This window comes from Paenibacillus thermotolerans (assembly GCF_028745515.1).
GTDB classification, from domain to species: Bacteria; Bacillota; Bacilli; order Paenibacillales; family YIM-B00363; genus Paenibacillus_AE; species Paenibacillus_AE thermotolerans.
Genome location: NZ_JAQZSG010000010.1, coordinates 59,781 through 83,615, shown reverse-complemented (window position 1 = coordinate 83,615; position 23,835 = coordinate 59,781). Strand labels below are relative to the sequence as shown.

The following is a 23,835-nucleotide window of genomic DNA, read 5'->3' as shown; positions in this document are numbered from 1 at the left end:
CAAAGATAGTAAGATATATTCGCGGACAAAAGCTGTATTCCTGTCGGTTTCGTCTGCGGGTTAAAAAATTTTTCCAATCCGGTAACATCGAATGACATTTTTTAGTTAAGCGGGTAGTGACAAGCCGCGTAATGTCCGCCCTCGTCGACGGTAAGCTCCGGCTCTTCTTCCTTGCATTTCGCCTGCGCGTAAGGGCAGCGCGTATGGAACCTGCACCCGGACGGCGGATTGATCGGACTGGGTACGTCGCCTTGAAGCACAATTTTTTCCTGATGGCGCAGTCTCGGGTTTGCGATCGGATTCGCCGAGATGAGCGCTTGCGTGTAAGGATGCTTCGGGCGCTCGAACAGTTCGTCGGCATCGGCAAGCTCCACCAGCTTGCCTAGGTACATGACGCCTACCCGGTTGCTGATATGCCGCACGACATTAAGTCCGTGGGATACGAACAAGTAGGTCAATCCTAATCGTTCCTGCAGCTCTTCAAGCAGGTTAACGACTTGAGACTGAATCGAGACGTCAAGTGCGGAAACCGGTTCGTCCAGCACGATCAGCTTCGGATTTAAAGCGAGCGCCCTCGCAATGCCGACCCGCTGACGCTGTCCGCCGCTGAATTCGTGCGGATAGCGCCGGATATGGTATGGGCTGAGTCCGACCATCTCAAGTAACTGCTGCACTCGCTCTTCTCTTTCCTTGGCGTTGCCGAAGCCGTGAATTTTCAAAACCCGCTCGATCGCTTCGCCGATGCTTAACCGAGGATTCAACGAGGAGAACGGATCTTGAAAAATAAATTGCATGTCGGCGCGAAGCTTGCGCATTTCTTTCTCAGGGAGAGCGAAAATATTTTTGCCGTCGAATTCGACGGAGCCTTCCGTCGCGTCCAAGAGGCGTACCATCGTTTTTCCGATGGTCGATTTCCCGCAGCCGCTTTCCCCGACGAGACCTAGCGTCTCTCCTTTGTATAAATCGAACGAAATGCCGTCAACGGCTTTCACATGCGCTTTTACTCCGCCGAAAAAGCCCCCGCGAATCGGGAAATATTTTTTCACCCGATCGACCTTCAACAACGTTTCTCTTGCTGCCGTCATATTTATTGCTCCTCCCAACGATCCGTGTATTTCCAGCAGCGCACTGTTTCCTCATCATTGATCCGAACGACGTCCGGCATGGCGCTTCTGCACAAATCGTTCGCGTATTGGCAACGAGGCGCGAAACGGCACCCCGGCGGCAAATTGAGCGGATTCGGAACGACTCCCTCGATGGCATAGAGCTTTCCGGTGCGCTTTTCGTGGCCCGGCATCGAGCGCAGCAAGCCTTCCGTATACGGATGCTTCGGGTTTTCGAATATGGTAAACACATCGCCTTGCTCCACGATTTGACCGGAATACATTACGATTACGCGGTCCGCCATTTCCGCAACGACGCCAAGATCGTGGGTGATTAACACGATGGACGTGTTTATAGTCTGCTTTAGTTGTTTCATTAACTGCAAAATTTGGTTTTGAATCGTCACGTCAAGCGCCGTCGTCGGCTCATCCGCAATGAGCAGCTCCGGCTTGCAAGCGAGTGCCATTGCAATCATCACGCGCTGCCTCATGCCGCCGGACAACTCGTGAGGGTACTGCTTCACGCGGCGTTCCGGTTCCGGGATTCCAACAAGCTTCATCAATTCGATCGCTTGCGTCATCGCGTCCTGCTTATTCATATTTTGATGCAATATAAGAGTTTCCGAGATTTGGTCCCCGACTTTAAATACAGGGTTTAAAGACGTCATTGGCTCTTGAAAAATCATCGATATTTTGTTTCCGCGGATTTGGCGCATTTCCGCTTCCGATTTCTCGAGCAAGCTTTCGCCCTTAAAAGTGATTTCACCGTCTACAATTTTTCCTGGGGGCGACGGAATCAACCGCATCAACGATAAGGAGGTTACGCTCTTTCCGCTGCCCGACTCGCCGACAATTGCCAGCGTCTCGCCTTGGCGAACCTCGAAGTCGACGCCGTCGATTGCCGGCACTGTGCCGTCTTCCGTATAAAAGTAAGTTTTTAAATTCGATACTCTCACCAACGTCGCCTGTTTCTTCTCAATCGCTGCCATTGGCTTGTCCTCCTCTAGTTTTTGGCGCAGGAAAGTGGCTCTTGCTTATTTGTCTTTCATCTTCGGATCAAGCGCATCGCGAAGTCCGTCGCCGATAAAGTTAACCGAAAGAACGGCAATCATAATGAAAAGACCCGGAAATACGGCTACCCAAGGGTACATCGTCAACGTAACAAGCTCCTGTGCGGCGGACAGCATATTGCCCCAGCTCGGCGTCGGCGGTTGTATTCCCAATCCTAGAAAGCTTAGCGTAGCTTCATAAAGAATGTTTCCCGCAACGTCCAGCGTAGCAATAACAATAATCGGCGCGATCGCGTTCGGCAAGATGTGATAAAAAATGATAGACGGCTTTGTTTCACCTGTCGCAATGGCCGCTACAGCGTAATCTCTTTGGCGCAGCGATAAAATTTCGCTTCGAACAATACGGGCCATGCTCATCCAGCCTAAAAGACTGATTGCCAATATCGTCGACCATAATGAAGGCGTCATAATCGCGGCGATAATCAGCAGCAGGAAGAAAGACGGGATCGATTGAAGCGCGTCCACGATCCGCATCATGATCGCATCGACAACGCCTCCGAAATATCCGGAAACCGCTCCGTATGAAACGCCGATCGCTACGGTAATGACCATGGCTACGAAAGCGACCGTCAACGACACCCGGGCGCCGTACAAGCTGCGGATAAACACATCTCCGCCAAGAGAATCGGTGCCGAACGGATGACTCAAGCTGGGCGGCATGTCCGCATTCATCAAGTCCAAACCTTCAGGATTATATTCCGAAAATAACGGCGCGCAAATAGCAAGCAAAATATATATGGAAATGACGACTAATCCGGCGACCGCGAGCTTATTTTTTTTGTATCGTTTCCAAATGGCGGCTCCGCGGCTTTCAATTTTGCCTTGCATCGACCAGTCGTTCTGAACTTGCGGTCCGTTAGCGGGTGTAGCAGCGGGATTCGGTAAGCTCACGAATTTCACCTCAACTTAGTTTTTGCCGTATTGTATACGCGGGTCGACGATGGCATACAGCACGTCAGCCAGCAGATTGCCGATCACGACAAGCACGGACCCTACCATCGTTATTCCCATAATGACTTGATAATCTCTTATAAAGATCGAGCCGATGCCGAGCCTGCCCATTCCCGGCCAGGCGAAAATTTGCTCGATAATGAGCGCTCCGCCAAGCAGGTTCGGAAGCTGAAGGCCGATGAGCGTAATGATCGGCAGCATGGCATTCCGCAGCGCGTGTTTAAGAACTACTTTTCGCTCGGATAAACCTTTCGCTCTGGCGGTTCGAATGAAGTCTTGGTTAATGACCTCTAGCATGCTGGAGCGCATAAAGCGCGATAAGGAAGCGATGAGGCCGAACGCAAGAACGGTTGCCGGCAATACCAGATGATAAGCGATATCGGCAATGTCGAAGCCTGCCGTATCGTCGCCGCGCATTCCGCTGACGGGGAAAATCGATAGCTTGACGGAAAATACCAGAATGGCCATAAGCGCCAGGAAGAACGAAGGAATGGATACCCCAAGGAAGGATAGAAAAGTGAAAATGTTATCCGCCGTAGAGTATTTTCGTACCGCCGAAAAAACACCGATCGGGATGGCGATGAGGAACGACATCGTAATGGCTGTCCCCATTAATATTAACGTAGCGGGGATCCGCTCCACGATTTTCGTCAAAACCGGCCGCCCGTCTTGGAAGGAATATCCCATATTCCCTTCTAACACGATCAGCTTAAGCCACTTCAAATATTGAATGTAAATCGGATCGTTCAGACCAAGCGATTCGCGAATATTATCCAGGCTTTCCGCGCTGTTCACACCCTCCGGATTTTGAAACATCGCTGTCGGGTCGCCAGGGGCCAGCGTCATGAGCAAAAACGAGATGATGGAGATGATGAACAGTAGTGGAATCGTTTGCACCGTTCGACGCACGATATATACAAACAAGCTTAACCCCTCGTTTCAGAGAAAAATGGAACAGCCGCCGCGACCTGGCATGCATCGCTGGCGGCTGAACGAAAAAATTGTCCGCACGTATAACGATTATGCAGCTTCTAGGGTGTTAGGTACGCTTATTTTTTCCAGTACCAATCATGGATGTTGAAGTAGTAGTTGGACATAGAAATTTTTACGCCCATCAAGTTTTTATTCATGCCTGCCGTCTGACGAGGGTGGTGCGAGAAAATCGTTATAGCTTCATCGGCTAGGAACTTGTGCATTTCTTGATAGATCTTAATGCGCTCTGCCGGATTTTCCGTTACCAAGTATTTCTCGAGCATCTTGTCAACTTCAGGATAATGAACGCGCAGACGGTTGTTGCCTGCCCAGCCGTTCTCGGCCGTCGGGATCGCCGTCGAGTGGAAGAACCCGTAGTGCTCCAACGTTGCGCCGTCATAACCGCCCCAGGACAATACGAACATATCGAGCTCGCCTTTTTTGTATTTATCCAAATAAAGCGACCATTCGTATCCGCGCACCGTTGTCTTAACGCCAAGCTTTTTCAAGTCGGCGGCAAGCACTTGCGCCATCTTCTGTCTGTTCACGTTGCCTGTGTTGTAGGAAATTTCGAGTTCGAGCTTTTTGCCGTCCTTCGCGAGAATACCGTCGGAGCCTTTCTTATAACCGGCGGCAGCAAGCAGTTCGGCCGCTTTCTTCAAATCGTACGGATAAGGCTTCACGTCTTTGTTTTCTTGCGGCAGCTTCGGATGCATCGGGCCGGTACCCGGGAACGCTTTGCCCAGGAAAATTTGCGATACGATCGCTTGACGGTTATACGCATAGTTCATGGCAAGACGTACGTTCTTATCTTTAAAGATCGGGTTATCGTTGTTCCAGCCGACGTAATCGAATCGGCCGTAATCGTATGTCAGTGTCTTCAAGTCTTTATCTTTAGCAACTTCGGACAACGTTCTGGCATTCAGCGAGTATACGAAATCGATGTCGCCTTTGATCAGGTTCAACGTTTCAACGTTGGAATCCGGCAAAATGCGGATGACAATCTCATCAAGGTAAGGACGACCTTGCCACCAATCTTTGTTCGCTTCCAGAACGACGCGCTCGTCGGTTTTCCACTCTTTCATTTTGAATGGACCCGTGCCGATCGGATGACGACCGAACTTGGAGTTGTTCGCATTGTAGTCCTTAATTCCGTTCGGGAACAGGTGAGCCGGCAAGATTGCGCCTACCGAAGCAGGACCGCCTGTCAGGAAGAATACGTTGTTTTCTTTCAATTTGATTTTGACTTGATAGTCGTTGACGATCGTCGTGCTTTCAATCGACTCGTAGTCCGCACGGTACGTGTTGAGCGTATCCGGATGCGTATACATATCCATCGAGAACTTAACGTCCTTCGCGGTAAACGGCTTGCCGTCGTGCCACTTGACGCCCTTGCGGAGGTTAAACGTCCAAGTCAGGCTCGGCTTGTCGAAGGACCAGCTTGTCGCAAGCGCCGGAATCGGCTGGCCGTTGATGTCTGCCCCTACAAGCGCTTCATGAACGAAGCCCATAATATCGTTGGAAGCGGAATCGCTCGCTCGGTTCCAAATAAGAATTACCGGATCGGAAAATGAAGTCAGTACGACTTTCCCGCCAACCTTCTTCGGATCAAAGCCCGGGCGCACCGCTCCTGCGCTGGATGCACCGATGACCGAGAACACCAAAGCCGCAGTCAGCATGAGGGCCGCTAATTTGGTAAGAAATTTTTTCACGTGCTGTTTCCCCTTTTCTCAGTATTATTGTGCTTTTTCTTTCGCAGTAACTTTCGCCGTGATAGCAGTAACAATACCGTCGCTGTCCGCTTCGACAACGCCGCTCAATGTGTTGTTCGCTTGAAGCTTCGCGAGCTCCTCGAGCGTAATCGCTTTGTCCGGTGCGGAATCCAGAACGATCTTCGCGTCGGATGCCACTTCGAACGATTGGTTGGCGAGCGCGTCGCCGGAGAAGTCAACCGTTACTTTGCCATTAGCGATCGCGAAGTCTTTTCCTTCAATTTTCGCCAAGTAGAGTTGAAGCATCGTGATTTCGTCGTTTTCCTCGTTCACATAAGCGGAACCGCCGAACGTTACGCCTACCGAGCCGTAATTGCCGACGTGTTTAAACGTAAACTCATCGTTCGGAGAGTTCGGCAGCGAGCTAACCACCACGTTGAGGTCAACGTTCTTAGCCGCTCCGTTTACTTTCAGCTTACCGCCGGAATATTCGATCGTACCGTCGATCAAGCCGAGAATGCCTCCGGTCATGTAAGCGATTTCCCCGTTTGCGTTCAAGGCGACGCTTACCGGAGTACCTGGGCCGAAAGCCGAAACTTCAAGATTTTGTCCGCCGATAAAGAGCGCAGCGTTGCCCGCGAGCTTATACTCAACGTACTCGGAACCGTTATTAATAACGACCCCGGTATCCGTCAACGCGCTTACTACGCCATTGTCGGTATTATAATAGCCTTTGGCGGAAAGGAAAGCGTCGATGATAACAGCCGCATCTTCCCGAGTCACAACCTCATCCAAATCGGTATCGATGGAAAGGATGCCTTTGCGCTCAAGATAGTAGAAGGTGTCAATCGCACGATCGGACCAGGACGCTTTGAAGCCGAGGCCGTATGCCAAAGCTTTGCTGAGCTCGCCGTAAGTTACGCCTGCGTTTGCGACAAAGCTCCCGTTCTTCAAGCCTATGTAACCGTTACCTACTACACTTGCGATCTTGGCGTTAGCGCCGTTAGCTGTGACAACGTCTGCGATCTTGGGGGCAGTCTTAGGCGTTGTCAGTGTCAAAACTTTGTTGAGAATGTTCGCAAGCTCGCCGCGCGTAAGCGCCTCCTCCGGTTGGAAGGTCGTTTTGGCAGAGAATACGTTGAGAGCGACCAGCTTATTGATCGATACCTCACCGTCGAGTCCGACCGTGTCTTCCAACGATGCGGCAAAAGCGGAAGCACTGCCGACCGTTAAAGACATGGACAGAGCGCCGACAACTGCTAGTTTTCGGATGTTCAAGTTTGCATCCTCCTTCAAGAAGTGTGGTGTGATTGAAGCGCCGTGAGCGGCGGTCCGTTCGAATAATTAATCGACCGATGGGCAATTCCCCCCATTGCCTAACAATCGAGTTTCTTCGAACGACGCACTCGTATTGGCAGCATAGTTAATAATATTTCATATTTTATTAACAAATCCTTGTCGAGAATCTTGCGAAAATCTAACGAATTACTAACGAAAATATCAAAAAAACGGTTACATTCGAAGGAACGTGTAGATAACCTCGATTTATGGCATATAATCTGCCGAAAACAGGGCATACCGCCACTTTTGCTGGATTTCCGTTGGAGCTTTGCTGCGGTATGCAGGAGTGAAATTGTTTAGCGGCTGGAAATTGTTTGTCCAAGCCGGTCAAACAATGGTCGGGAGGTTGAACTTTGGGGCTGCTGCTCAAAATGTGGTCGGAGGTGAGTAACTGGATTCTTATTGTGTTCGCGGTCAATCGGTGGTCGGGAGATGAGTAACTGGAGTTTCTCCATTTGTTCGCGGGTCAAACGGTGGTCGGGGGGTGAGTAACTGGTGATTCTCCCTTTGTTCGCGGCTCAAACGGTGGTCGGGGGGGTGAGTAACTGGAGTTTCTCCCTTTGTTCGCGGGTCATTCGGTGGTCGGGGGCTAAAAAATGTAGACATTCACTCCGCTGAAGCGACTCTTCCCACCTTAATTCCGTTGCAGCGCCTCTTCCCACTAAATAGCTACTTCCAACGGAACTTTGTTCCGTTGTACCTTGGCGCACCATCTGATCGGCCGCCTCCTACGGAACTTATCTCCGCTGCAGCACCTCTTTTCCACTAACTAGCTACTTCAAACTGAACTTTGTTCCGTTGTACCTTGGCGCACCACCTGACCGTCCGCTTCCTACGGAACTTAACTCCGCTGCAGCGCCTCTTCCCACTAACTAGCTACTTCCAACGGAACTTTGTTCCGTTGCAAGCCTACGACGGCCAGCTGCGCACGCTCCAGCGGAACTTTGCTCCGTTGAGCGTCCGCGCAGCGGTATCAAGCCGGCCCCCCGGGCTGCACTCACTCTTTCCGTATAGTGAGCACCTTAAACAGCTCGCTCATGCCGTCACTGAGCAGCAGCTGCCGGATCGCACGGTTATTTTTCGCTTCCGGGGAGAATGGATCCGCGCCGTCGTGAGGCAGCAGTCGATTCAAAATACCGTAATCGACCAAAAACTGCTTCTGGCTGCGCAGCCGAATGTCCGAAAAGCCGGCATCTTCAGCGGCCATTCGGCACATTCCGAAATCGACATGGGCGGTCAGATCCTGCTCCCCCACCCATACGTAAGGATTGTCGTGCGCCGCATGCCTCCGGTAGCACATGAACGTGCCGTTCATGCGATGGCTTCCGTATAGCTCCTCCGTTACATCGCCGTAATCGATCAGAGCCGCCGCGCCTGAGGAAATCAAGCCGCCAAGCGAGGCGACCCACTCGGCGGCGTTCAAATTAAGCTCCGCCGTCTGCCCCTCCTTCAACCGGATATTGAGCCGTTCCAGCATGCGGGTTACCCGCTCCTGAACCGGCAACAGCCGCTCGCCAAACGTTTCCCGCTCCTCTTCCCAGACGACGTAAATTTCTTTCAGTTCTCCTTTAACCTTGCGCAGTCGGTGCACGGGCAAAGCATCCAGCAGCTCGTTAGCGTATAAAACCGTATTTCCGACTGACAGCAAGCGGTTAAGACGCTCGTCCCCGGGATGCAAAACCGCCTCAATGCGGCTTGCGTGCCCAGCCAACTGCTCCTGCTGAAGCGACCGGTGGAACGGACTCGACTCTATCGATACGAAACGAACTCTTTCATAGATATCGGGATATTCGGCGGCAAGGGTGTCCAGCACGGATTTCGCCAACCTGCCGTCTCCCCCACCCCATTCGGCCAGAACGAGATTCCCGCTCTTTCCCTTCACGTTCAAGCGGCCGAATTGTTCCGCAGCGAAGGCGGCCAGCGTCCATCCCATCGCTCCGCCGATATAGGCGCTGGTGTAAAAGTCCCCTTCCTTGCCGACCTTCCGGTCATCATTGGTGTAATAGCCGAAGTCGGTGTCATAAAGACACATCTCCATATATTCCGCGAAAGAAATGGCTCCGCCTTCCGCTACTATTTTCCGTTTGATCCGGTCGATTAACGCCGGATTTCCCGCTTGCGGCATACTGATTCCGCCCCCCGAAATTTTCCATATTTCCGTGCCTAATGCTCTACAGACAAAAGTTAACGTTGCTAGTATAATAGCTTTAGCTTCAACGGAAGGAGTTTACGTATTTCTATGTTTACAAAAAGCTGGCAACGCGCAGCGACGATCGTTACGGCAGCAGCTCTTGCTTCCGCACTGTTCGCCGGCTGCACCAATTCAAAGGATGAAAACGACGGCACGCAGTGGAAAACGACCGCCGCCGCCGCTTACGAAAAAAATGCGCAAATTGAAAATTACGCGTTCGAAGGCGATATGAAGCTGATTCCGGCAAACCCCGGTTCCGACTCCGAAACCGGAACCAGTTCGGGCCACCCCGCAGCCTCAGCCGCCGCCGAATCGCCGCTGGTCGGCCGCTTGACGGCACTGTTTACTTCCGAAGGCGGGCTCGGCTGGAAAGGCGCCGCATACGAGCAGCCTCTGCGCTTGGAAGCCGACCTGCAGCTGAAACAAGGCGATCAGCCGTACAACGTACCGTTGCTTATTCAAGATAACAAATTGTACATCAGCATTCCAACGCTTAATAAAGAGAACGAATTTCTCTTAATCGACAATACCACGGACGCAAAGGACAAAAAGGCATCTTCCCCGTTCGATCCTTCGATCGTATCGAAGCTGTTTCATGCGCTTGACGAGGTCGTCCCCGCCGCGATCGCCGCGGCCGATCCCAAGTGGGTGACTGCCGAAGCTCAAGGCGACAACGGCTCTGCCGACGGCGCTTCAGACAATGTCGCAAACGAAAGCGGCCAATCCGGACCGGTGCTGATAAAAATTACGGTAACCGAAAAAAACGCCGATAGCGTGACGGTCGCCTTACGGCAAGGACTTGACGCCGCATCCGGAAAGCTGAACGGGCTGGACCTCGGGAACGCGGCCGGATTGACGGCGGCGTCCGAGAACGCGCGCAAGCTTGCACCGGGCGGAACGATCTCCGCCTTGATCGATGCCGACGGCTTCATCGCCGAGCAGCATATCGACATTGCGTTTGCAGACGGAGGCGGCCTAAAGCTGAATCTCGTCAAGTCGCAATTGAACGGTCAGCCGAAGTTGACGAAGGAAACTCCCACCGACGTGCTTTCCTTCTCCGATATTCTAACATTCATAACCGCCAACCGGGCGGCAGCGCGGCAATGACGATGGAGAAAGTCCCGATTTTCGGCATGAACACCGATTTTCGGGCTTTTTTTGTCATGGCCGGCGCTTCGCATCGATATTTTATATGGACGGACTTTTGACTGCTGCGGATATTGAAAACAGGGGTGTAAATGCCGGTGTCTGTATTGAAACGAATTGGTTGCATATTCACTCTGTTTGCTTTCCTGGCGGGAAGCGCGGCGGCGGAGGAGTCCGAGCTCGCGGCAACGAAAGCCGAAATCAACGAATCGCTGCTTCAGCAAGGGCTGATGATCCACGAGATCGACAAAGAAGTGGAGCGTCTTAAGACGGAAGAAAAAGAAGTGGAACGGAAAATCGGCGAATCGGAAGCGTCCCTTGTTAATCAACAGGCTCGGCTCGATCGGAAAAGAGAAGAGGCCGGTCGCGTATTACGGGCCTATTATATGGGCCACCGCGACCACATGTGGCTGTTGCTCATTAACATGAAATCGATCAATGAGGCGCTTGTCGTGCTTGATTACATGAATGCCGTCGTTCGCAACGATTTCCGAGTGCTTTTCGCCTACCGGGCCGAATACGAGGAAAGGCAGCGGCTGCTTGCCGAGCTTGAGCTCAGGCAGCAAAGCCTGCAAACCGTTATAGCGGATAGGCTGAAGCAGAAAGACCGTCTGACGGCGCTCCAGGAAGAGCTGGAACGCGAGCTGGCGAAGCTGACGGAGGAAGAACGGGCCTTTCAGGAAGAGCAGATCGAACGGCTTACCGACAATTGGGAAACGGAAGGAATTCCGCTGTTTGAAATGTATTTGACGGAATTCAGCAAAGCCATGAACGACATTACGGAGCTGCTTTCGGATGAGAAGAGGATTTCGCTTAACGGAACGGAGCTCACCGTTACGCTTACCGACGATGATTTCAACGCGTTCCTCCGAAAGAAAAACCCGTTGTTCGACAGCTTCGAGTTCCGTTTTCAACCGGATAAGCTGCTGGTGACGGGCTCCTACGCTTCTAAAGAAGCCATAATCGAAGGAAGATACATACTGGAGAAGGAGCCGGAAAACCTTCTGCGCTTCGAGCTGATCTCGCTCGCCTATAACGGCTTTCAACTGCCGGAAACGACCGCCGGCGCATTGCAGCGGCAGTATGATCTGAGCTTTAGGCCCGGACAGCTGTTTGCCGGCCTGGAAGCCTCCGAGCTCGAAACAAAAGAAGGAACCCTTGAGGTCAAGCTGACGCTTCAAGGATTCCCGTTTTCACTGGGTTTCTAACAATGACTCTTCCGAAAGCCGCAACGGGACCATCGGCTTCTCCGCCGAAGCAGCCTCGGCGTTCGACGGAACCGTGCCGAACGAGCGGAGCAGCCAGCCGAGATTTGCGGAGTTGATTCCGTTAAGCGGGAATCCGTGTTCGTCAATGGCGGCGGAAGAAGGCGGCGTTGTAACGGTCGGAATATCGTAAGCGGTTTTTAAGGTCGAATAGCCGTCGTATCCGTATGCCGTTTCGGAAGAAAAATAGTCCAAAATGAACGTGATCCAGCTTGCCGCCTCCTCCGGATGCTGCGAAGCGGCGGAAACGGCAAAGCTTTGGCCGTAGTGCGGCGGTGCCATGCGCTCTTTGCCAGCGGCGAAAGGCAGCTGGGTTAGGCTGAGCCGCGGGCCTCCCGGCTCCGAGGCGCTTTCGTATTTCATAGCCTCGCTTAGACGCAGCACGGACCACTCGACTTTGCCGACAATAAGCGATTCGATCGCTTGGCGTGCCCCTGCGGCGAATGTTTCCTGTTCCTGCGACAGCGCATCGGCCATCCCGTTCACGGCGGCAGCGCCCGATTCCGAAGCAGGAGGCTCGCCTTGTTGATTCGCAGCCTCAACGCTTTCCTTCAGCTCGTCCATAACGAGACGATAGGCCGACTCGTCCGAGCCGTCGAGCGCCGGATTACCGTGCTGCTCAAACCAGCCGTACAAATCGGCAGGAAAGCCGGTCCCGCCCTGCTCCGCGGAAATCGCCTCGGGATTGTACAAAATTACATACGGATCCCAATAAAGCGGTACGGCCCAAATGTACCCGTTCCACTTCGCGGATTGACGCACCGAGTCGAACCAGCGGTTTTGACGTTCCACCGGGATCAGGTCGTCCAATGCGCGCAGCCGCCCATCCGATGCGTAGCCGTAAACCCAAGCCGCATCCAGCAGCATTACGTCGGGAGCGAGTCCGAGCGCGCTTAGCTTCGCATACTTGTCGAACGCCTGCTGCTCCGGGACGTTATCCAGAGCCACCTCGATACGAGGGTTCCACCGCATGAACGCATCCGTCGCTTCCTTAAGGAGCGACAGCGTCTTTGATGGTGCGCTTAAAGAAATATGCAGTTGTATCGGCTGCTGCGGCGGCGTAACGCTCGCCTCTTGATCGGACAACCCGTTCGGCCCTCCCGGCGCGTTCACCTTTACGGGCGACGTGGAACCGAGACCGAGCAGCAGAATGAGCATGCAGCTCAATGTGACGATGCTGACGATCAATGTCTTTTTCATAGATTCATCATAGCAGAAAGTAAAGTGTTCTTGGATTTCATTTTTGTTACAAGATTTGAGATAATAAAGTGAGTTTTTACGCAGGGGGATTTTTTATGGATAAAAAATTCGGATTGATGATGAGCTTGCCGGAAGGGAAGCTGCCAGGCTATTACGCTCAAGTCGTCAAGAACGTCGCTGCGGCGGCCGTCCTTTTCGACAGAGATAAAGAGCTTCTCATTGCCGATACGGAGCATGACCGCAATGAAATCGCCAAGGCGCTTGAAAAAATGAAAATCGAATGGGAGCCGCTTTCTTTGCTCTTGCTGCCCGAGAACGCCGGCACAACCCGCCTGTTTTCCGATTTCGGCTTTGTGAGCAAATTCGGAAATACATACCTTTATTCCGACAGCGTCAGCTTGTTCCGCTGCTCGGAGGAACAGCCGGCGGACGCGGAAACCGCCCCCGCCCTGCTCCAGCTTGAGGAATTGGTCGTTGCCGAGTTCGCGTGGAACGACGCTACATGGTATGCCATCGATCAAGATTCCCGCTTGACTGCGGAAGGAATCGCTCAAAGATACCACTGCTCCTTGGAGTTTCTAGAGTAAATCCGCGGCCAGCTGGGCGAGGGCGGACCGCTCGCCCTTCTCGAGCGAAATATGGCCCGACACGCTTTCTCTTTTAAACCGCTCCACCACATGAACGAGCCCGTTGCTCGAAGCGTCCAAATACGGATGATCGATCTGCTCCGGATCGCCCAGCAGCACGATCTTGCTTCCTTCTCCGACTCGGGACACGATCGTCTTCACTTCGTGCCGGGTTAAATTTTGCGCCTCGTCGATAATAATGAACTGCCCCGGAATGGAACGGCCGCGTATATACGTTAACGCTTCCACTTGAATGCTGGAGAGCCCCGCCAAAATTTTGTCGATGTCGCCCGATTTTTTCGTATCGAACAAATACTCCAAATTATCGTATACCGGCTGCATCCAAGGACGCAGCTTCTCTTCCTTCTCTCCCGGCAAAAACCCGATATCCTTGCCCATCGGAACGACCGGACGGGCAATCAACAGCTTCTTGTATTTTCGCTCGTCCTCCACCTTTAAGAGCCCGCAGGCCAACGTCAGCAGCGTTTTGCCCGTACCCGCCTTGCCTGTCAACGTCACCAGCGGAATATCGTCGTTCAGCAGCAGCTCGAGCGCCATCCGCTGCTGCGCGTTGCGCGCGGAAATGCCCCATACCGCTTCGTTGCTCAAAAATAACGGCTCCAGCTTTTGCCCGTCCGGATGAACCTTCAGCAGCGCCGATTTCGAAGTGCCCATCTCGTCCTTTAAAATTACAAATTCATTCGGAAACAGCGTGACGTTGATGCCCAGCGAACGTAAAGGCAGCTGACGATAAGAGTAAAATTCGTCGATCACCGAAGGGTGTACCTGAACCGTTATGCAGCCGGTGTACAAGTCGGTTAACCCGACGGTACGGTCGTTTAAATAATCCTCCGCAACCAAACCGAGCACATCGGCTTTGATCCGCACCAGCGTATCTTTGCTTACGATGACGACGGGCTTCGGCTCCTCCTCCGTCTGTTCTTCGGTATGATAATTCAGCGCTACGGCCAATATCCGATTATCGGTCGTAATTTCGCCGAACATTTCTTGCATTTTGGTAAAGCTGCGGTGGTTCAGCTCCACCTTGAGCGTCCCTCCGCCGTCCAAAGATATTCCGTCATGGAGTCCGCCTTTGCTTCGCAATCCGTCCAGCAGCCTGGAAACATGCCGCGCATTTCGGCCCAGTTCGTCCGCGTTTCTTTTCTTCGTATCGATTTCTTCCAATACGATCGCCGGGATCACGACATCATTGTCTTCAAATGCAAACATCGCGTACGGATCGTGCAGCAGGACGTTCGTATCAAGCACGTAGATTTTCTTCATCGGCTTTCCCTCCGTGACAGATATGTCGGTGTTATACATACTTGAACCCATTCGGAAGCACAATAACGCAAAAAGAAAGGAAAGGGCGGATCATATGAAACCGTTGCAGCGCGCGCCGCTCGGCGCGCTTCTTCTCGCAGTTTCCGTCTCCGTCGCCGCTTGCACCGCCGGAGACCAAGGCGCGGCCGAGGATCAGAACCGTTCGGGCAATCCGCAGGTCCGCACGCAGCAAACCGTGCCGGAGCCGATCCGCAACGCGGATCAAGCGGAGGTTACAAGGCGTTTGACGGCTTTGGCCAAGAGCGTTCCGGACGTGAAGGACGCCACTTGCGTCGTCCTCGGCAACACCGCGATCGTCGGCATCGATGTCGCCGGCAATGTGGACCGTTCCCGGGTCGGCACGATTAAATATGCGGTTGCCGAGGCGCTCCGCAAAGACCCGTACGGCGTAAATGCCGTCGTCACCGCGGACATGGATTTAAACTACCGTTTGCAGGAAATCGGAGCGGACATTCGTGCCGGACGGCCGGTCGCAGGCTTTGCCGAAGAGCTGGCCGATATCGTGGGCCGCATTATTCCCCAGCTTCCGCGCGATTCCGGCGGACGACAGGAAGTTCCTCAAAGCCCCGGAGCAACGTCGGAAGATCGCGGAGCCGCTAAAGCCGGCAATCCGTCCGCAGGCGACATGCAAAACAATCAAGGTCCGGTAAACCGGATGGGCTCTACGCAGCAGAACAGACAGGGCAAATAGGACAACCCTTAAAAAACACAAAAGCCTAGTCCATCGGACTAGGCTTTCTTCATGGCGGAGAACACCTGGTTGTCCAGCTTCTCTGCCGCTCGTTTATCGTACGTTTTTTCGTATTCCGGCTCCACGGTAATGCGCGCTCCGTAAAACATAGCGTCCCGCACCGACTCCACTTCGATATCGATGCAGACGAGCTTGAACGGAACGTTATCCAATTCGTCCTTCACGACCTTAGCTGTGCCGTATACGGCTTTCACCGAGCCCTCGGCAAAAATGACCGCGTTCACGCTCCCGTTCGCCCTAACGTTGCCTACGATTCTGGATCTGCCGTCGAGCGCAAACCGAAGCGTCTTGCTGTCCGGTGCGTAAATCCAGGAGATCGCGCTTGTAACCGGGCCCCCGTGCTCCGCATCGATCGTGCTGAGCAGCACGAGCCTTTCTTTCTCAAACTGCGAGATTAATTCCGGCGATAATTCGGTGATCTGTTCTGCTGCCATTGTTCAAGAACCTCCCAGCAAAGAAGCGTTGTTGCTGTGTTTACCGACAGTATACCATAGGAAATTACGCCTGTCAGGCTTAGGGGCGCCTAGGTGCCCGATGCCTCGTCCGCTCCCGCATCCGTTTCGGTGTCCGTTACGCTCTCATCCGGAGCCGGACCGTCAGGATTCAACTGCGACTGCAATCCCGTCTTTGCGAGATCCAACTGCTCTTGAGGGATGTTGACGTATTTTCCGTCCCATTTGCCCTCCAGATGGATGTAATTTATTTTATCGTTGTCGATGCCTATATATGTTTTAATCATGGCGTCAATTTGCTGCGACGGAATGTCGGTTTTCACGTTGTCTCCCACCGCGTCGAACACTTTGCCCAGCTTCAGCACACCGTCCGGCGTCTTCATCTTGGCAAACAGCTTGGAGATGACCTGCTGCTGGCGCGTGTTTCTTTCAAAGTCGTTGGACGGCTTCGTCTTCGGCGAGCAGTTGTGAGATTCGCGGTAGCGGACGAAATCGAGCGTTTTGCCGCCGTCCAAATGCTGCGTGCCCTTCTTAAGATCAATGCGCGTGCCGTCCGCATTGTCGATGTGGCACATATTTTGGTCCACATCGATCGTCAGGCCGCCGTACGCGTCCACCACGTCCTCGAACGTCTTGAACGTCACGACGGATACGTAATCGATCGGAATGCCCAAATACTCGCCAAACATTTGCTTAATCTGGTCCATGGCGTACTTTTGGCGCTCATCCTTATCCTGCGGCGCCGAAGACAGCTTGCCGTACAAATACGTCGCATAGAAGCTGTTCGCTTTATTAGGCTTCAGCCCTTCAGGATCGATCTTCGTATCCCGCGGAATCGATACGAGCGTCGCCGTCTTGCTGTTCGGATTGAGCGTCGCGATCATAATGACGTCCGTGTTTGCGCTGCGCGTCGCTTCACGGTAATCGGTGCCGAGAATGAGCAGCGAAAGCGGCCTCTCGTTAGCCTTCTCCTGTTGAGGAACATCCTCGTCCGTACCGATTACGTCCACCGTATCGCGAAACTTAAGCCACAAATAACCGGCATACGAACCGAGACCGATGACGGCAACCAGCATAACAATAATGACAGCTTTAAATATGCTCAGCCCTCTCGAGCCTTTGCTTTTGTTCGGCTTCTCAGGTCGCTGCACCGCACGTTCCCCGCGCGGGGGCAAAGAAGTGTCTCCCATGAAAATCACACCTGATTCTATTCGTTGTATTTCGGGTTGCTGTTAATGTCCGCCAGCAATTGGGCGGCGGCCTCCCGATCGAACATTTGTACCTTTTTTTTGCCGTCCTTCACGTAATGAACGTAGTACATCGTATCGTCCGAGCTTTCGACCGCGAATTCCGCCAGTTCATGATCCTCTTTCAAAATGTCCGCAAAAAACCGCTCCGTCTCGGCAGCTGCTCCGTCCTCCGGCCTTGCCTCCGCTACGATCTTGATTTGAAGCCAATTATAAAGCGCGTCCTGCAAATTCATTATTCCTCGTCACTCCTTACGTTCACAGCACAAGGATAAACGGCTTAGCCCGCGGGCTTACCCCTGCTCCTTGCGGCTTGCCCCCTGCTTCTTCCTCCGCTCCCGCTCCTCCACGAAATAACGGACTCGCACGAGGAACATCAGAAAGACGGCTACTGCAAGACTGAGTATAATCGGCAGTCCGTTCAGTTGAAAGAACAGCAATATGAACGAACCGAGCGCAATGATCAGGTAGATGAGCGCGTCCTTTATTAAGGGCAGCTTGCGAACCCTGAACACCTTGTTATAAACATACGAAATCAGAATGACAATGATCGCGTACGTTATCCAAATATGCTCAATAAAAAATTTGTTCATGAATTAACCAGCTTCCGATTTTTTTCCGCGCGCTCCCGCTCGCCTTTTTGCAAAATTTTCTTGCGGAGGCGAATCGATTTCGGCGTAATTTCACAATATTCATCGTCGTTCAAATATTCAAGCGCCTGCTCCAGCGACATGATGCGCGGCGTCTTCAGCTTGACCGTATCGTCTTTCGACGCGGAACGGACGTTGCTGAGCGCCTTCTCCTTGCAAATATTGACGATGATGTCGTTATCCCGGGTATGCTCCCCGACGATCATCCCTTCGTAAACCTCGGTTCCCGGCGTCAAAAACATCGTTCCGCGGTCTTCTACGGAAAGCATGCCGTAGAACGTCGAAGTACCGGTTTCGTTCGATACGAGCACGCCCTGATGACGTCCTCCGACGCCGGTTCCGGCATACGGACCGTACGAATCGAATGCGTGGTTCAAGATTCCGTAGCCGCGTGTAAGCGTGAGGAAATCCGTCCGATACCCGATCAAGCCGCGGGAAGGAATGAGGAACTCCAAACGAACCGTTCCCGTGCCGTTATTGATCATGTTCACCATATCGGCTTTGCGCGTGCCCAAGCTCTCCATAACCGCGCCCATGCTGTCTTCCGGAACGTCGATCAGCAATCGCTCGATCGGCTCCATCTTGACGCCGTCGATTTCTTTAATGATGACCTCGGGCTTGGAAACTTGAAGCTCATAGCCTTCGCGGCGCATGTTCTCGATCAAGATGCCGAGGTGAAGCTCGCCGCGGCCGCTGACGATGAATGCGTCCGGGCTGTCGGTATCTTCCACCCGCAGCGCCACGTCGGTTTCGAGTTCTTTGTACAGACGCTCGCGAAGCTTGCGGGAGGTAACCCATTTGCCCTCGCGGCCGGCGAACGGCGAGTTGTTGACGACGAACGTCATCTGCAGCGTAGGCTCGTCGATCTCAAGGAACGGCAGCGCCTCCGGCTGGTTCGGATCGGCGATCGTTTCGCCGATATTCACTTCTTTTACGCCTGCGATGGCCACAATATCTCCGGCCGCCGCTTCTTCAATTTCGATCCGCTTTAGCCCCTGGAATCCAAACAGCTTTTCTATGCGGGCTTGACGGGCTTTCCCGTCACGGTCCAATACGGCGACCGATTGGCCGGCGCGAATTTGTCCGCGGTTGACGCGTCCGATCGCGATGCGGCCCAAATATTCGTTGTAATCGAGCAATGTTACCTGGAATTGGAGAGGCGCATTCACATCTTCGCTTGGCGCCGGAATTTTCTCAAGTACGGTTTCGAACAGAGGCTGCATCGAATCTTCCAGCGAATCGGGCGTCAAGCCCGAAATGCCGTTCAATCCCGACGCGTATACGACAGGGAATTCCAATTGGTCGTCGTCCGCTCCGAGCTCGATGAATAAATCGAGCACTTCGTCGACAACCTCTGCGGGGCGGGCGTTCGGACGGTCGATTTTGTTGACGACGACGATCGGCTTCAAATGCTGCTCAAGCGCTTTGCGCAGCACGAACTTCGTCTGCGGCATGCAGCCCTCGAACGCGTCGACGACGAGCAATACACCGTCGACCATCTTCATAATGCGCTCCACCTCGCCGCCGAAATCGGCGTGACCCGGCGTATCGACGATGTTGATAAGATGGCCGTTATAGGTAACTCCCGTATTTTTCGCCAGGATGGTGATGCCGCGCTCGCGCTCGAGATCGCCCGAGTCCATCGCTCTTTCTTGAACGGCCTCGTTCTCGCGGAACGATCCGCCTTGCTGCAGCAGCTTGTCCACGAGCGTTGTCTTCCCGTGGTCGACGTGTGCGATAATGGCAATATTTCTAATGTTTTCTCTTGATAGCATGTATTCATTTCTCCACTCTATATAAATTCACAAATAAAGCGTCGGAGGACATTCCGACGCTTACGATACGTAATATTATAAAACAAATTCGGTACAAAAAGCAACTTTATTTAACGCGTCCTCGGCCTTCTTGCCACAATGACGACGCCGACGATAATGAGGATCAAAGCGATCAGATACACGTTCATGCGGGTCAAGAGCGTGATCACGAGCAAAACGGCGGAAACCGCGCCGACTCCGAAAGCGACGGTCCGCAAAGCGGTGTTTCTCTCCGCCGCAGAGAGCTCGTAAAGCCCGGCGGCAACCGACAGCGGAATGATCGGCCACAGCATCTTCATCCAGCCCCAGCCGAACCACGCGCAAAATAAGAAGACAAGTGAAAGTCCGATCAGTATGGCACCCGGTAACAAAACAACCGGGGGTAAATGCCGGTTTACATAGCCCCAATGCAAGGCGGCGCCGGCGGCCAGCAGAATCAGCGGCCAGAACAGCGTGCCGATCGCTTGAAACACGCCCAGTTTGCCGAGCAAAATGATAACTCCCGCGACAATAATACCGATCCCGAGAGGCAGCGTTCGATTTGACACCTTGATCCACTCCCGTTCTACAAGTTTCCGCTTCGTTCGACACAGGTGAACATTACCAGTGTAGCGGAAACGCCGGGAAAATACCACATCAAATCACTCGTATGCGGAAACCCTTTTTGACAAGCCCTGCTATGACGACAAACACCGCTCCTATGATGGGGATTAACATATGGATGAATGACGGAAGCGGCTGAAGCAGCCGAGCCATATGCTGATCGGCGGCAAGCATTTCGCCGGCGGTATACCCTAGAATGGCAGCACCGATGTATACGAGCACAGGATACTGATGCAGCAGCTTCATTACAAAGGTACTGCCCCAAACGATCAGCGGAATCGAAATGAGAATGCCGATCGCCAGCAGCATAATGTCCCCTTTCGCGATCGCCGCAATCGCCAACACGTTGTCCAAGCTCATGACGAAATCCGCAACGATGACCGTCCATATGGCGCCCGCCAGCGTCGCCCCGCTTTTGACGCGGTTGTGGCTTTCGTCGTCCGCCAGCAGCTTCACCGCAATATAAAGCAAGAGCAGGCTTCCCGCCAGTTGTATATATGGAATCGTCAATAAGTAAACCGCCGCCGCCGTCAAAACGATTCTTAAAAACACAGCCCCGAACGCTCCCCACCAAACCGCCAGAATGCGCTGCCGCTCGGGTAAATTTTTGCTTGCCATCGCAATCACGACCGCGTTGTCCCCGCTGAGCACGATATTGATCATAACGATTTTTACGATCAGGATCAGGCTTACCACTCTCGTTTCCCCCTATCAAACCGCTTTCTCTCTAGCTGCAGATTCGCTCCTTTCATTCTATGTGACAAGCTTTCTGCATATGAATTGATCCGTTCTTGACGAATAATTTGCGGGTAGTTTATAATGATTTCATTGGTAAAAGGGGAGTAGCTGTACAACAAAGTCGTCAATACAGGATTCGAGAAGCAATCCTCGGCTTTGTTGGCAACGGATTACGTTGTTAGCAAGACCTTTGTCGAATGGGTTCGGATTACCCATCGGCAGAGGTCTTTTCTTTTTTTCTTAGAAGACAAACTATTCAGGGGGAAACGGTATGGAGTTGTTTACACCGGAATTTTGGGGAGCCTTGATCAGCATCATCTTTATTGATTTGGTGCTTGCGGGGGATAATGCCATTGTGATCGGCATGGCCGCAAGAAAGCTGTCTCCGTCGCAACAAAAGAAGGCGATTTTTTGGGGGATGTTCGGCGCCGTCGCCATTCGCATCGTCGCAACGATTATCGTCGTTGAATTGTTAAAGGTGCCCGGGCTTCAATTGGTCGGCGGATTGCTCCTTTGCTGGATCGCATACAAACTGCTGATTCAAGAGGATGAACACGGCGATATTAAAGCGAAGGACAGCTTGTGGGCGGCGATCCAGACGATTATTATCGCAGACGCCGCGATGGGGCTCGATAACGTCATCGCAGTCGCCGGCGCCGCTCACGGGGACCCGCTGCTCGTCATCATCGGCTTGCTTATCTCCGTACCGATTGTCGTTTGGGGCAGCACGCTGTTCATAAAGCTGATCAACAAATTCCCCTACGTCATTTACCTCGGTTCCGGCATTCTCGCCTATACTGCGGCCAAAATGATTACGCACGAAAATCTGCTTCACAGCTTTTTCGATTCGCCTGCCGCATATTGGAGCTTTATCGTTATCGTCGTCGCCGCGATTTTGGCGCTCGGCCGATTCGTGAACAGCCGCCGCGCAGCGGCCAACGCCGCCGCCGCACAAAAGCATCATAGCCAGGAAACCGGCGCTTAACACATAGTAAAAAGGCAGTTCCTTACGCAGCGATTGCTGCATCGGGAACTGCCTTTTTTATTTATAATGCTCGCGCAGGCTGAGCACTTTTCCAACATAATGCTGCGTCTCGTTCGGAAGCGTGTCGAGCTTGGCCGCCAGCTCCTCGTCCGTACGAATCCCGAGCCGGTCTACTCTGCCCGGTCCTGCATTGTATGCGGCCAGCGCCACTCCGACGTTCCCGTTATATTTGTCAAGCAGGAAGCTCAAAAAACGGGTGCCGCCGTTTACGTTTTGCACAGGATTGAAGGAATCGGCAACGCCCAGCGTTCGGGCCGTTCCGTCCATCAGCTGCATGAGGCCCTTCGCGCCGGCGGAAGACACCGCATCGGAGCGGAAGCCCGATTCCGCATGCACGACCGCGGTAACGAGCGCCGGATCGACGCCGAATTTGCCGCTCGCAGCCGCGATAATCCGGTCGACCTCGGCGCGGTCGGCCGATGCGTTCTCGATCGGACCCGAGCTTGGCGCCATATACGCGGAATATTTCGCCGCAAGCTGCGCAAGCGCGTCCGTCGAAGCTGCCGGAGCGCCGGTTGGGGCGGATTCGCCGGCTTTTTGTTGAAGCAGCAAATCAAGCAGTTGTGCAAAATCGGTCTGTTGATCCGGCTCTGACGGCGCGGATTCGCCTCTGTCAAATACCATCTTCGTTATATCAACGGCCCATTGGGTTTTGAGCCGTTCGCTTATATATCTTGGGTCGACGCTCATCGGTATGTACGCTCCGTTCCGGATAACAATTACAAACCGTATTATACCATGGAACGCAGGTTGTCTTAAAGAAAAAATCCTGTTACATACCTTATTCGACCGTCCGTTCACCGCCTCCGAGCAAGTGGAGTTTGTCTACGGGGCGTATATCGGAATAAAGTTCCGTTGGAAAGCGCCGCGACACAATCAAAAAGAAGGTGCGGGTTTCTCCGCACCTTCTTCCTTTCAGTAACTCCTGATGGTCGTCAAAAAGCTGACGAATGCGATCGTCCCGAGTACGATGGACCAAACTCCGAGCTTGCGGCTTCCATTGACAAAGGCCATAAACCCGACCACTGCGGACACCGGGCCCAGCATGCCTGGCAATAAAAACAAGGATAAGACCGCAAGAAAGATGGCCACGTAACCAAGCGAGGCAGCAGGAGCTTGCTTCTCCTCGCCCGCCCCTTCACGCTCCGTACGCCCTCGTCTCTCGGAGGCGCGGGGAGCGGTCAATTCCGCGGCGTATTCCTCGTTATGCTGACCGTCTTCAACCACCGGATTGATGGCGGGCTCTTGGAAGAACGCCTTGTCGGATACGGAGCTCTCGCTCTCGAAGCCCGTCTCAGGACGGAACGATTCGTCCTTCTCCGCCGCCTGCTCCTGTTGATCGCGCATTACTGTGCCTTCTTTTCCTTAAAGGTGTGGCAGCACGTGGAAGACGAGCTGTTGGCGCTGTCCTTGTGCTGCGAATCGAAGCTTTCGCCCGCGAACTCGGCATTGAAGTTCATTTTCGCATGCTTGTCGATGTCGATCATAATGAGGTCTGCTCCGCATTTGTTCCCTTTGTCCCAATACTCGCAGTTCGATACGCTGCATTTTACTTGCGGCATAACGTAAATCACCCCCTCCACAACTTGCCCGGGCGGAGGGGGTTTTATTCGG

24 protein-coding genes are annotated in these 23,835 nt (G+C 53.2%); 5 read left to right on the top strand and 19 right to left on the bottom strand.

The genetic code is table 11. The features are described 5' to 3' along the window. Positions 1 to 101: 101 nt before the first annotated feature. The 7 genes from PT964_RS10495 to PT964_RS10465 all read right to left on the bottom strand — a co-directional run bounded on the left by PT964_RS10495 (position 102) and on the right by PT964_RS10465 (position 9,274). The gene (locus PT964_RS10495) at positions 102 to 1,085 is read right to left on the bottom strand and encodes an ABC transporter ATP-binding protein (RefSeq protein WP_274363299.1); all 984 of its coding nucleotides are present in this window, start codon (positions 1,083 to 1,085) and stop codon (positions 102 to 104) included. 2 nt (positions 1,086 to 1,087) lie between these two features. Further along, the gene (locus PT964_RS10490; RefSeq protein WP_274363298.1) at positions 1,088 to 2,092 is read right to left on the bottom strand and encodes an ABC transporter ATP-binding protein; all 1,005 of its coding nucleotides are present in this window, start codon (positions 2,090 to 2,092) and stop codon (positions 1,088 to 1,090) included. A gap of 45 nt (positions 2,093 to 2,137) precedes the next feature. Continuing rightward, the gene (opp4C, locus tag PT964_RS10485) at positions 2,138 to 3,064 is read right to left on the bottom strand and encodes an oligopeptide ABC transporter permease (protein ID WP_274363297.1); all 927 of its coding nucleotides are present in this window, start codon (positions 3,062 to 3,064) and stop codon (positions 2,138 to 2,140) included. A 15-nt stretch (positions 3,065 to 3,079) separates the two neighbouring features. Beyond that, positions 3,080 to 4,048, bottom strand: a complete 969-nt coding sequence (locus PT964_RS10480) for an ABC transporter permease (protein ID WP_274363296.1) — start codon at positions 4,046 to 4,048, stop codon at positions 3,080 to 3,082. A gap of 125 nt (positions 4,049 to 4,173) precedes the next feature. Beyond that, complete coding sequence (locus tag PT964_RS10475) at positions 4,174 to 5,808, bottom strand: ABC transporter substrate-binding protein (RefSeq protein ID WP_274363295.1); 1,635 nt, start codon at positions 5,806 to 5,808, stop codon at positions 4,174 to 4,176. A gap of 24 nt (positions 5,809 to 5,832) precedes the next feature. Next, positions 5,833 to 7,086, bottom strand: coding sequence for an S-layer homology domain-containing protein (locus PT964_RS10470; protein ID WP_274363294.1), 1,254 nt, complete (start codon positions 7,084 to 7,086; stop codon positions 5,833 to 5,835). A gap of 1,060 nt (positions 7,087 to 8,146) precedes the next feature. After that, positions 8,147 to 9,274, bottom strand: a complete 1,128-nt coding sequence (locus PT964_RS10465) for a class I SAM-dependent methyltransferase (protein ID WP_274363293.1) — start codon at positions 9,272 to 9,274, stop codon at positions 8,147 to 8,149. Between the two features lie 114 nt (positions 9,275 to 9,388). Between PT964_RS10465 and PT964_RS10460 the strand changes: the two genes are divergently transcribed. Then, positions 9,389 to 10,447: a hypothetical protein gene (locus PT964_RS10460; RefSeq protein ID WP_274363292.1), complete on the top strand. Its 1,059-nt coding sequence runs from the start codon at positions 9,389 to 9,391 to the stop codon at positions 10,445 to 10,447. 137 nt (positions 10,448 to 10,584) lie between these two features. Continuing rightward, positions 10,585 to 11,694 (top strand): hypothetical protein, encoded by a 1,110-nt coding sequence (locus PT964_RS10455; protein WP_274363291.1) that lies wholly within the window; start codon positions 10,585 to 10,587, stop codon positions 11,692 to 11,694. Here PT964_RS10455 and PT964_RS10450 read toward each other — a convergent pair. Beyond that, positions 11,680 to 12,951: an ABC transporter substrate-binding protein gene (locus PT964_RS10450; RefSeq protein ID WP_274363290.1), complete on the bottom strand. Its 1,272-nt coding sequence runs from the start codon at positions 12,949 to 12,951 to the stop codon at positions 11,680 to 11,682. The two genes, PT964_RS10455 and PT964_RS10450, sit on opposite strands and share 15 nt — an antisense overlap. Before the next feature lie 95 nt (positions 12,952 to 13,046). Here PT964_RS10450 and PT964_RS10445 point away from each other — a divergent pair, with 95 nt between their 5' ends. After that, positions 13,047 to 13,538 (top strand): hypothetical protein, encoded by a 492-nt coding sequence (locus PT964_RS10445; protein ID WP_274363289.1) that lies wholly within the window; start codon positions 13,047 to 13,049, stop codon positions 13,536 to 13,538. On the opposite strand, the gene PT964_RS10440 is transcribed toward PT964_RS10445, so the two are convergent. Next, positions 13,530 to 14,861 carry a PhoH family protein gene (locus PT964_RS10440; RefSeq protein ID WP_274363288.1) on the bottom strand — a complete coding sequence of 444 codons (1,332 nt, stop codon included), beginning with the start codon at positions 14,859 to 14,861 and terminating at the stop codon, positions 13,530 to 13,532. The genes PT964_RS10445 and PT964_RS10440 overlap by 9 nt on opposite strands. Before the next feature lie 94 nt (positions 14,862 to 14,955). Between PT964_RS10440 and PT964_RS10435 the strand changes: the two genes are divergently transcribed. After that, a complete protein-coding gene (locus PT964_RS10435; RefSeq protein ID WP_274363287.1) occupies positions 14,956 to 15,612 on the top strand; it encodes a YhcN/YlaJ family sporulation lipoprotein in 657 nt (218 codons plus the stop codon). 38 nt (positions 15,613 to 15,650) lie between these two features. On the opposite strand, the gene PT964_RS10430 is transcribed toward PT964_RS10435, so the two are convergent. From PT964_RS10430 to PT964_RS10400, 7 genes are all read right to left on the bottom strand, one after another. After that, positions 15,651 to 16,106 carry a pyridoxamine 5'-phosphate oxidase family protein gene (locus tag PT964_RS10430; protein WP_274363286.1) on the bottom strand — a complete coding sequence of 152 codons (456 nt, stop codon included), beginning with the start codon at positions 16,104 to 16,106 and terminating at the stop codon, positions 15,651 to 15,653. A gap of 89 nt (positions 16,107 to 16,195) precedes the next feature. Next, a complete protein-coding gene (locus PT964_RS10425; RefSeq protein WP_274363285.1) occupies positions 16,196 to 17,314 on the bottom strand; it encodes an LCP family protein in 1,119 nt (372 codons plus the stop codon). A 17-nt stretch (positions 17,315 to 17,331) separates the two neighbouring features. Further along, complete coding sequence (locus PT964_RS10420) at positions 17,332 to 17,607, bottom strand: hypothetical protein (protein WP_274363284.1); 276 nt, start codon at positions 17,605 to 17,607, stop codon at positions 17,332 to 17,334. Positions 17,608 to 17,664: 57 nt separating this feature from the next. Further along, entirely contained in the window at positions 17,665 to 17,964 is a 300-nt protein-coding gene (locus tag PT964_RS10415; RefSeq protein WP_274363283.1) for a YlaH-like family protein, read from the bottom strand. Continuing rightward, positions 17,961 to 19,796, bottom strand: coding sequence for a translational GTPase TypA (gene typA / locus PT964_RS10410; protein WP_274363282.1), 1,836 nt, complete (start codon positions 19,794 to 19,796; stop codon positions 17,961 to 17,963). The genes PT964_RS10415 and typA overlap by 4 nt, the downstream gene beginning before the upstream one ends. A 110-nt stretch (positions 19,797 to 19,906) precedes the next feature. Then, the gene (locus PT964_RS10405; RefSeq protein WP_274363281.1) at positions 19,907 to 20,383 is read right to left on the bottom strand and encodes a hypothetical protein; all 477 of its coding nucleotides are present in this window, start codon (positions 20,381 to 20,383) and stop codon (positions 19,907 to 19,909) included. An 88-nt stretch (positions 20,384 to 20,471) separates the two neighbouring features. Next, on the bottom strand, positions 20,472 to 21,134 hold the full coding sequence (locus tag PT964_RS10400) for a TerC family protein (RefSeq protein WP_274363280.1): 663 nt from the start codon (positions 21,132 to 21,134) through the stop codon (positions 20,472 to 20,474). A 313-nt stretch (positions 21,135 to 21,447) separates the two neighbouring features. Here PT964_RS10400 and PT964_RS10395 point away from each other — a divergent pair, with 313 nt between their 5' ends. Beyond that, positions 21,448 to 22,161: a TerC family protein gene (locus PT964_RS10395; protein WP_274363279.1), complete on the top strand. Its 714-nt coding sequence runs from the start codon at positions 21,448 to 21,450 to the stop codon at positions 22,159 to 22,161. Between the two features lie 57 nt (positions 22,162 to 22,218). On the opposite strand, the gene PT964_RS10390 is transcribed toward PT964_RS10395, so the two are convergent. The 3 genes from PT964_RS10390 to PT964_RS10380 all read right to left on the bottom strand — a co-directional run bounded on the left by PT964_RS10390 (position 22,219) and on the right by PT964_RS10380 (position 23,783). After that, a complete protein-coding gene (locus PT964_RS10390; RefSeq protein WP_274363278.1) occupies positions 22,219 to 22,911 on the bottom strand; it encodes a lytic transglycosylase domain-containing protein in 693 nt (230 codons plus the stop codon). A gap of 225 nt (positions 22,912 to 23,136) precedes the next feature. Beyond that, the gene (locus tag PT964_RS10385; protein WP_274363277.1) at positions 23,137 to 23,568 is read right to left on the bottom strand and encodes a hypothetical protein; all 432 of its coding nucleotides are present in this window, start codon (positions 23,566 to 23,568) and stop codon (positions 23,137 to 23,139) included. Next, on the bottom strand, positions 23,568 to 23,783 hold the full coding sequence (locus PT964_RS10380) for a DUF1540 domain-containing protein (RefSeq protein WP_274363276.1): 216 nt from the start codon (positions 23,781 to 23,783) through the stop codon (positions 23,568 to 23,570). The genes PT964_RS10385 and PT964_RS10380 overlap by 1 nt, the downstream gene beginning before the upstream one ends. Positions 23,784 to 23,835: the final 52 nt, after the last annotated feature.

Coding starts and splice junctions, on each gene's coding strand:
- typA (WP_274363282.1), bottom strand. CDS start 19,796: ATGCTATCAAGAGAAAACATTAGAAATATTGCCATTATCGCACACGTC.
- PT964_RS10440 (WP_274363288.1), bottom strand. CDS start 14,861: ATGAAGAAAATCTACGTGCTTGATACGAACGTCCTGCTGCACGATCCG.
- PT964_RS10425 (WP_274363285.1), bottom strand. CDS start 17,314: ATGGGAGACACTTCTTTGCCCCCGCGCGGGGAACGTGCGGTGCAGCGA.
- PT964_RS10465 (WP_274363293.1), bottom strand. CDS start 9,274: ATGCCGCAAGCGGGAAATCCGGCGTTAATCGACCGGATCAAACGGAAA.
- PT964_RS10390 (WP_274363278.1), bottom strand. CDS start 22,911: ATGAGCGTCGACCCAAGATATATAAGCGAACGGCTCAAAACCCAATGG.
- PT964_RS10495 (WP_274363299.1), bottom strand. CDS start 1,085: ATGACGGCAGCAAGAGAAACGTTGTTGAAGGTCGATCGGGTGAAAAAA.
- PT964_RS10445 (WP_274363289.1), top strand. CDS start 13,047: ATGGATAAAAAATTCGGATTGATGATGAGCTTGCCGGAAGGGAAGCTG.
- PT964_RS10415 (WP_274363283.1), bottom strand. CDS start 17,964: ATGAACAAATTTTTTATTGAGCATATTTGGATAACGTACGCGATCATT.
- PT964_RS10430 (WP_274363286.1), bottom strand. CDS start 16,106: ATGGCAGCAGAACAGATCACCGAATTATCGCCGGAATTAATCTCGCAG.
- PT964_RS10395 (WP_274363279.1), top strand. CDS start 21,448: ATGGAGTTGTTTACACCGGAATTTTGGGGAGCCTTGATCAGCATCATC.
- PT964_RS10450 (WP_274363290.1), bottom strand. CDS start 12,951: ATGAAAAAGACATTGATCGTCAGCATCGTCACATTGAGCTGCATGCTC.
- PT964_RS10460 (WP_274363292.1), top strand. CDS start 9,389: ATGTTTACAAAAAGCTGGCAACGCGCAGCGACGATCGTTACGGCAGCA.
- PT964_RS10435 (WP_274363287.1), top strand. CDS start 14,956: ATGAAACCGTTGCAGCGCGCGCCGCTCGGCGCGCTTCTTCTCGCAGTT.
- PT964_RS10490 (WP_274363298.1), bottom strand. CDS start 2,092: ATGGCAGCGATTGAGAAGAAACAGGCGACGTTGGTGAGAGTATCGAAT.
- PT964_RS10420 (WP_274363284.1), bottom strand. CDS start 17,607: ATGAATTTGCAGGACGCGCTTTATAATTGGCTTCAAATCAAGATCGTA.
- PT964_RS10385 (WP_274363277.1), bottom strand. CDS start 23,568: ATGCGCGATCAACAGGAGCAGGCGGCGGAGAAGGACGAATCGTTCCGT.
- PT964_RS10380 (WP_274363276.1), bottom strand. CDS start 23,783: ATGCCGCAAGTAAAATGCAGCGTATCGAACTGCGAGTATTGGGACAAA.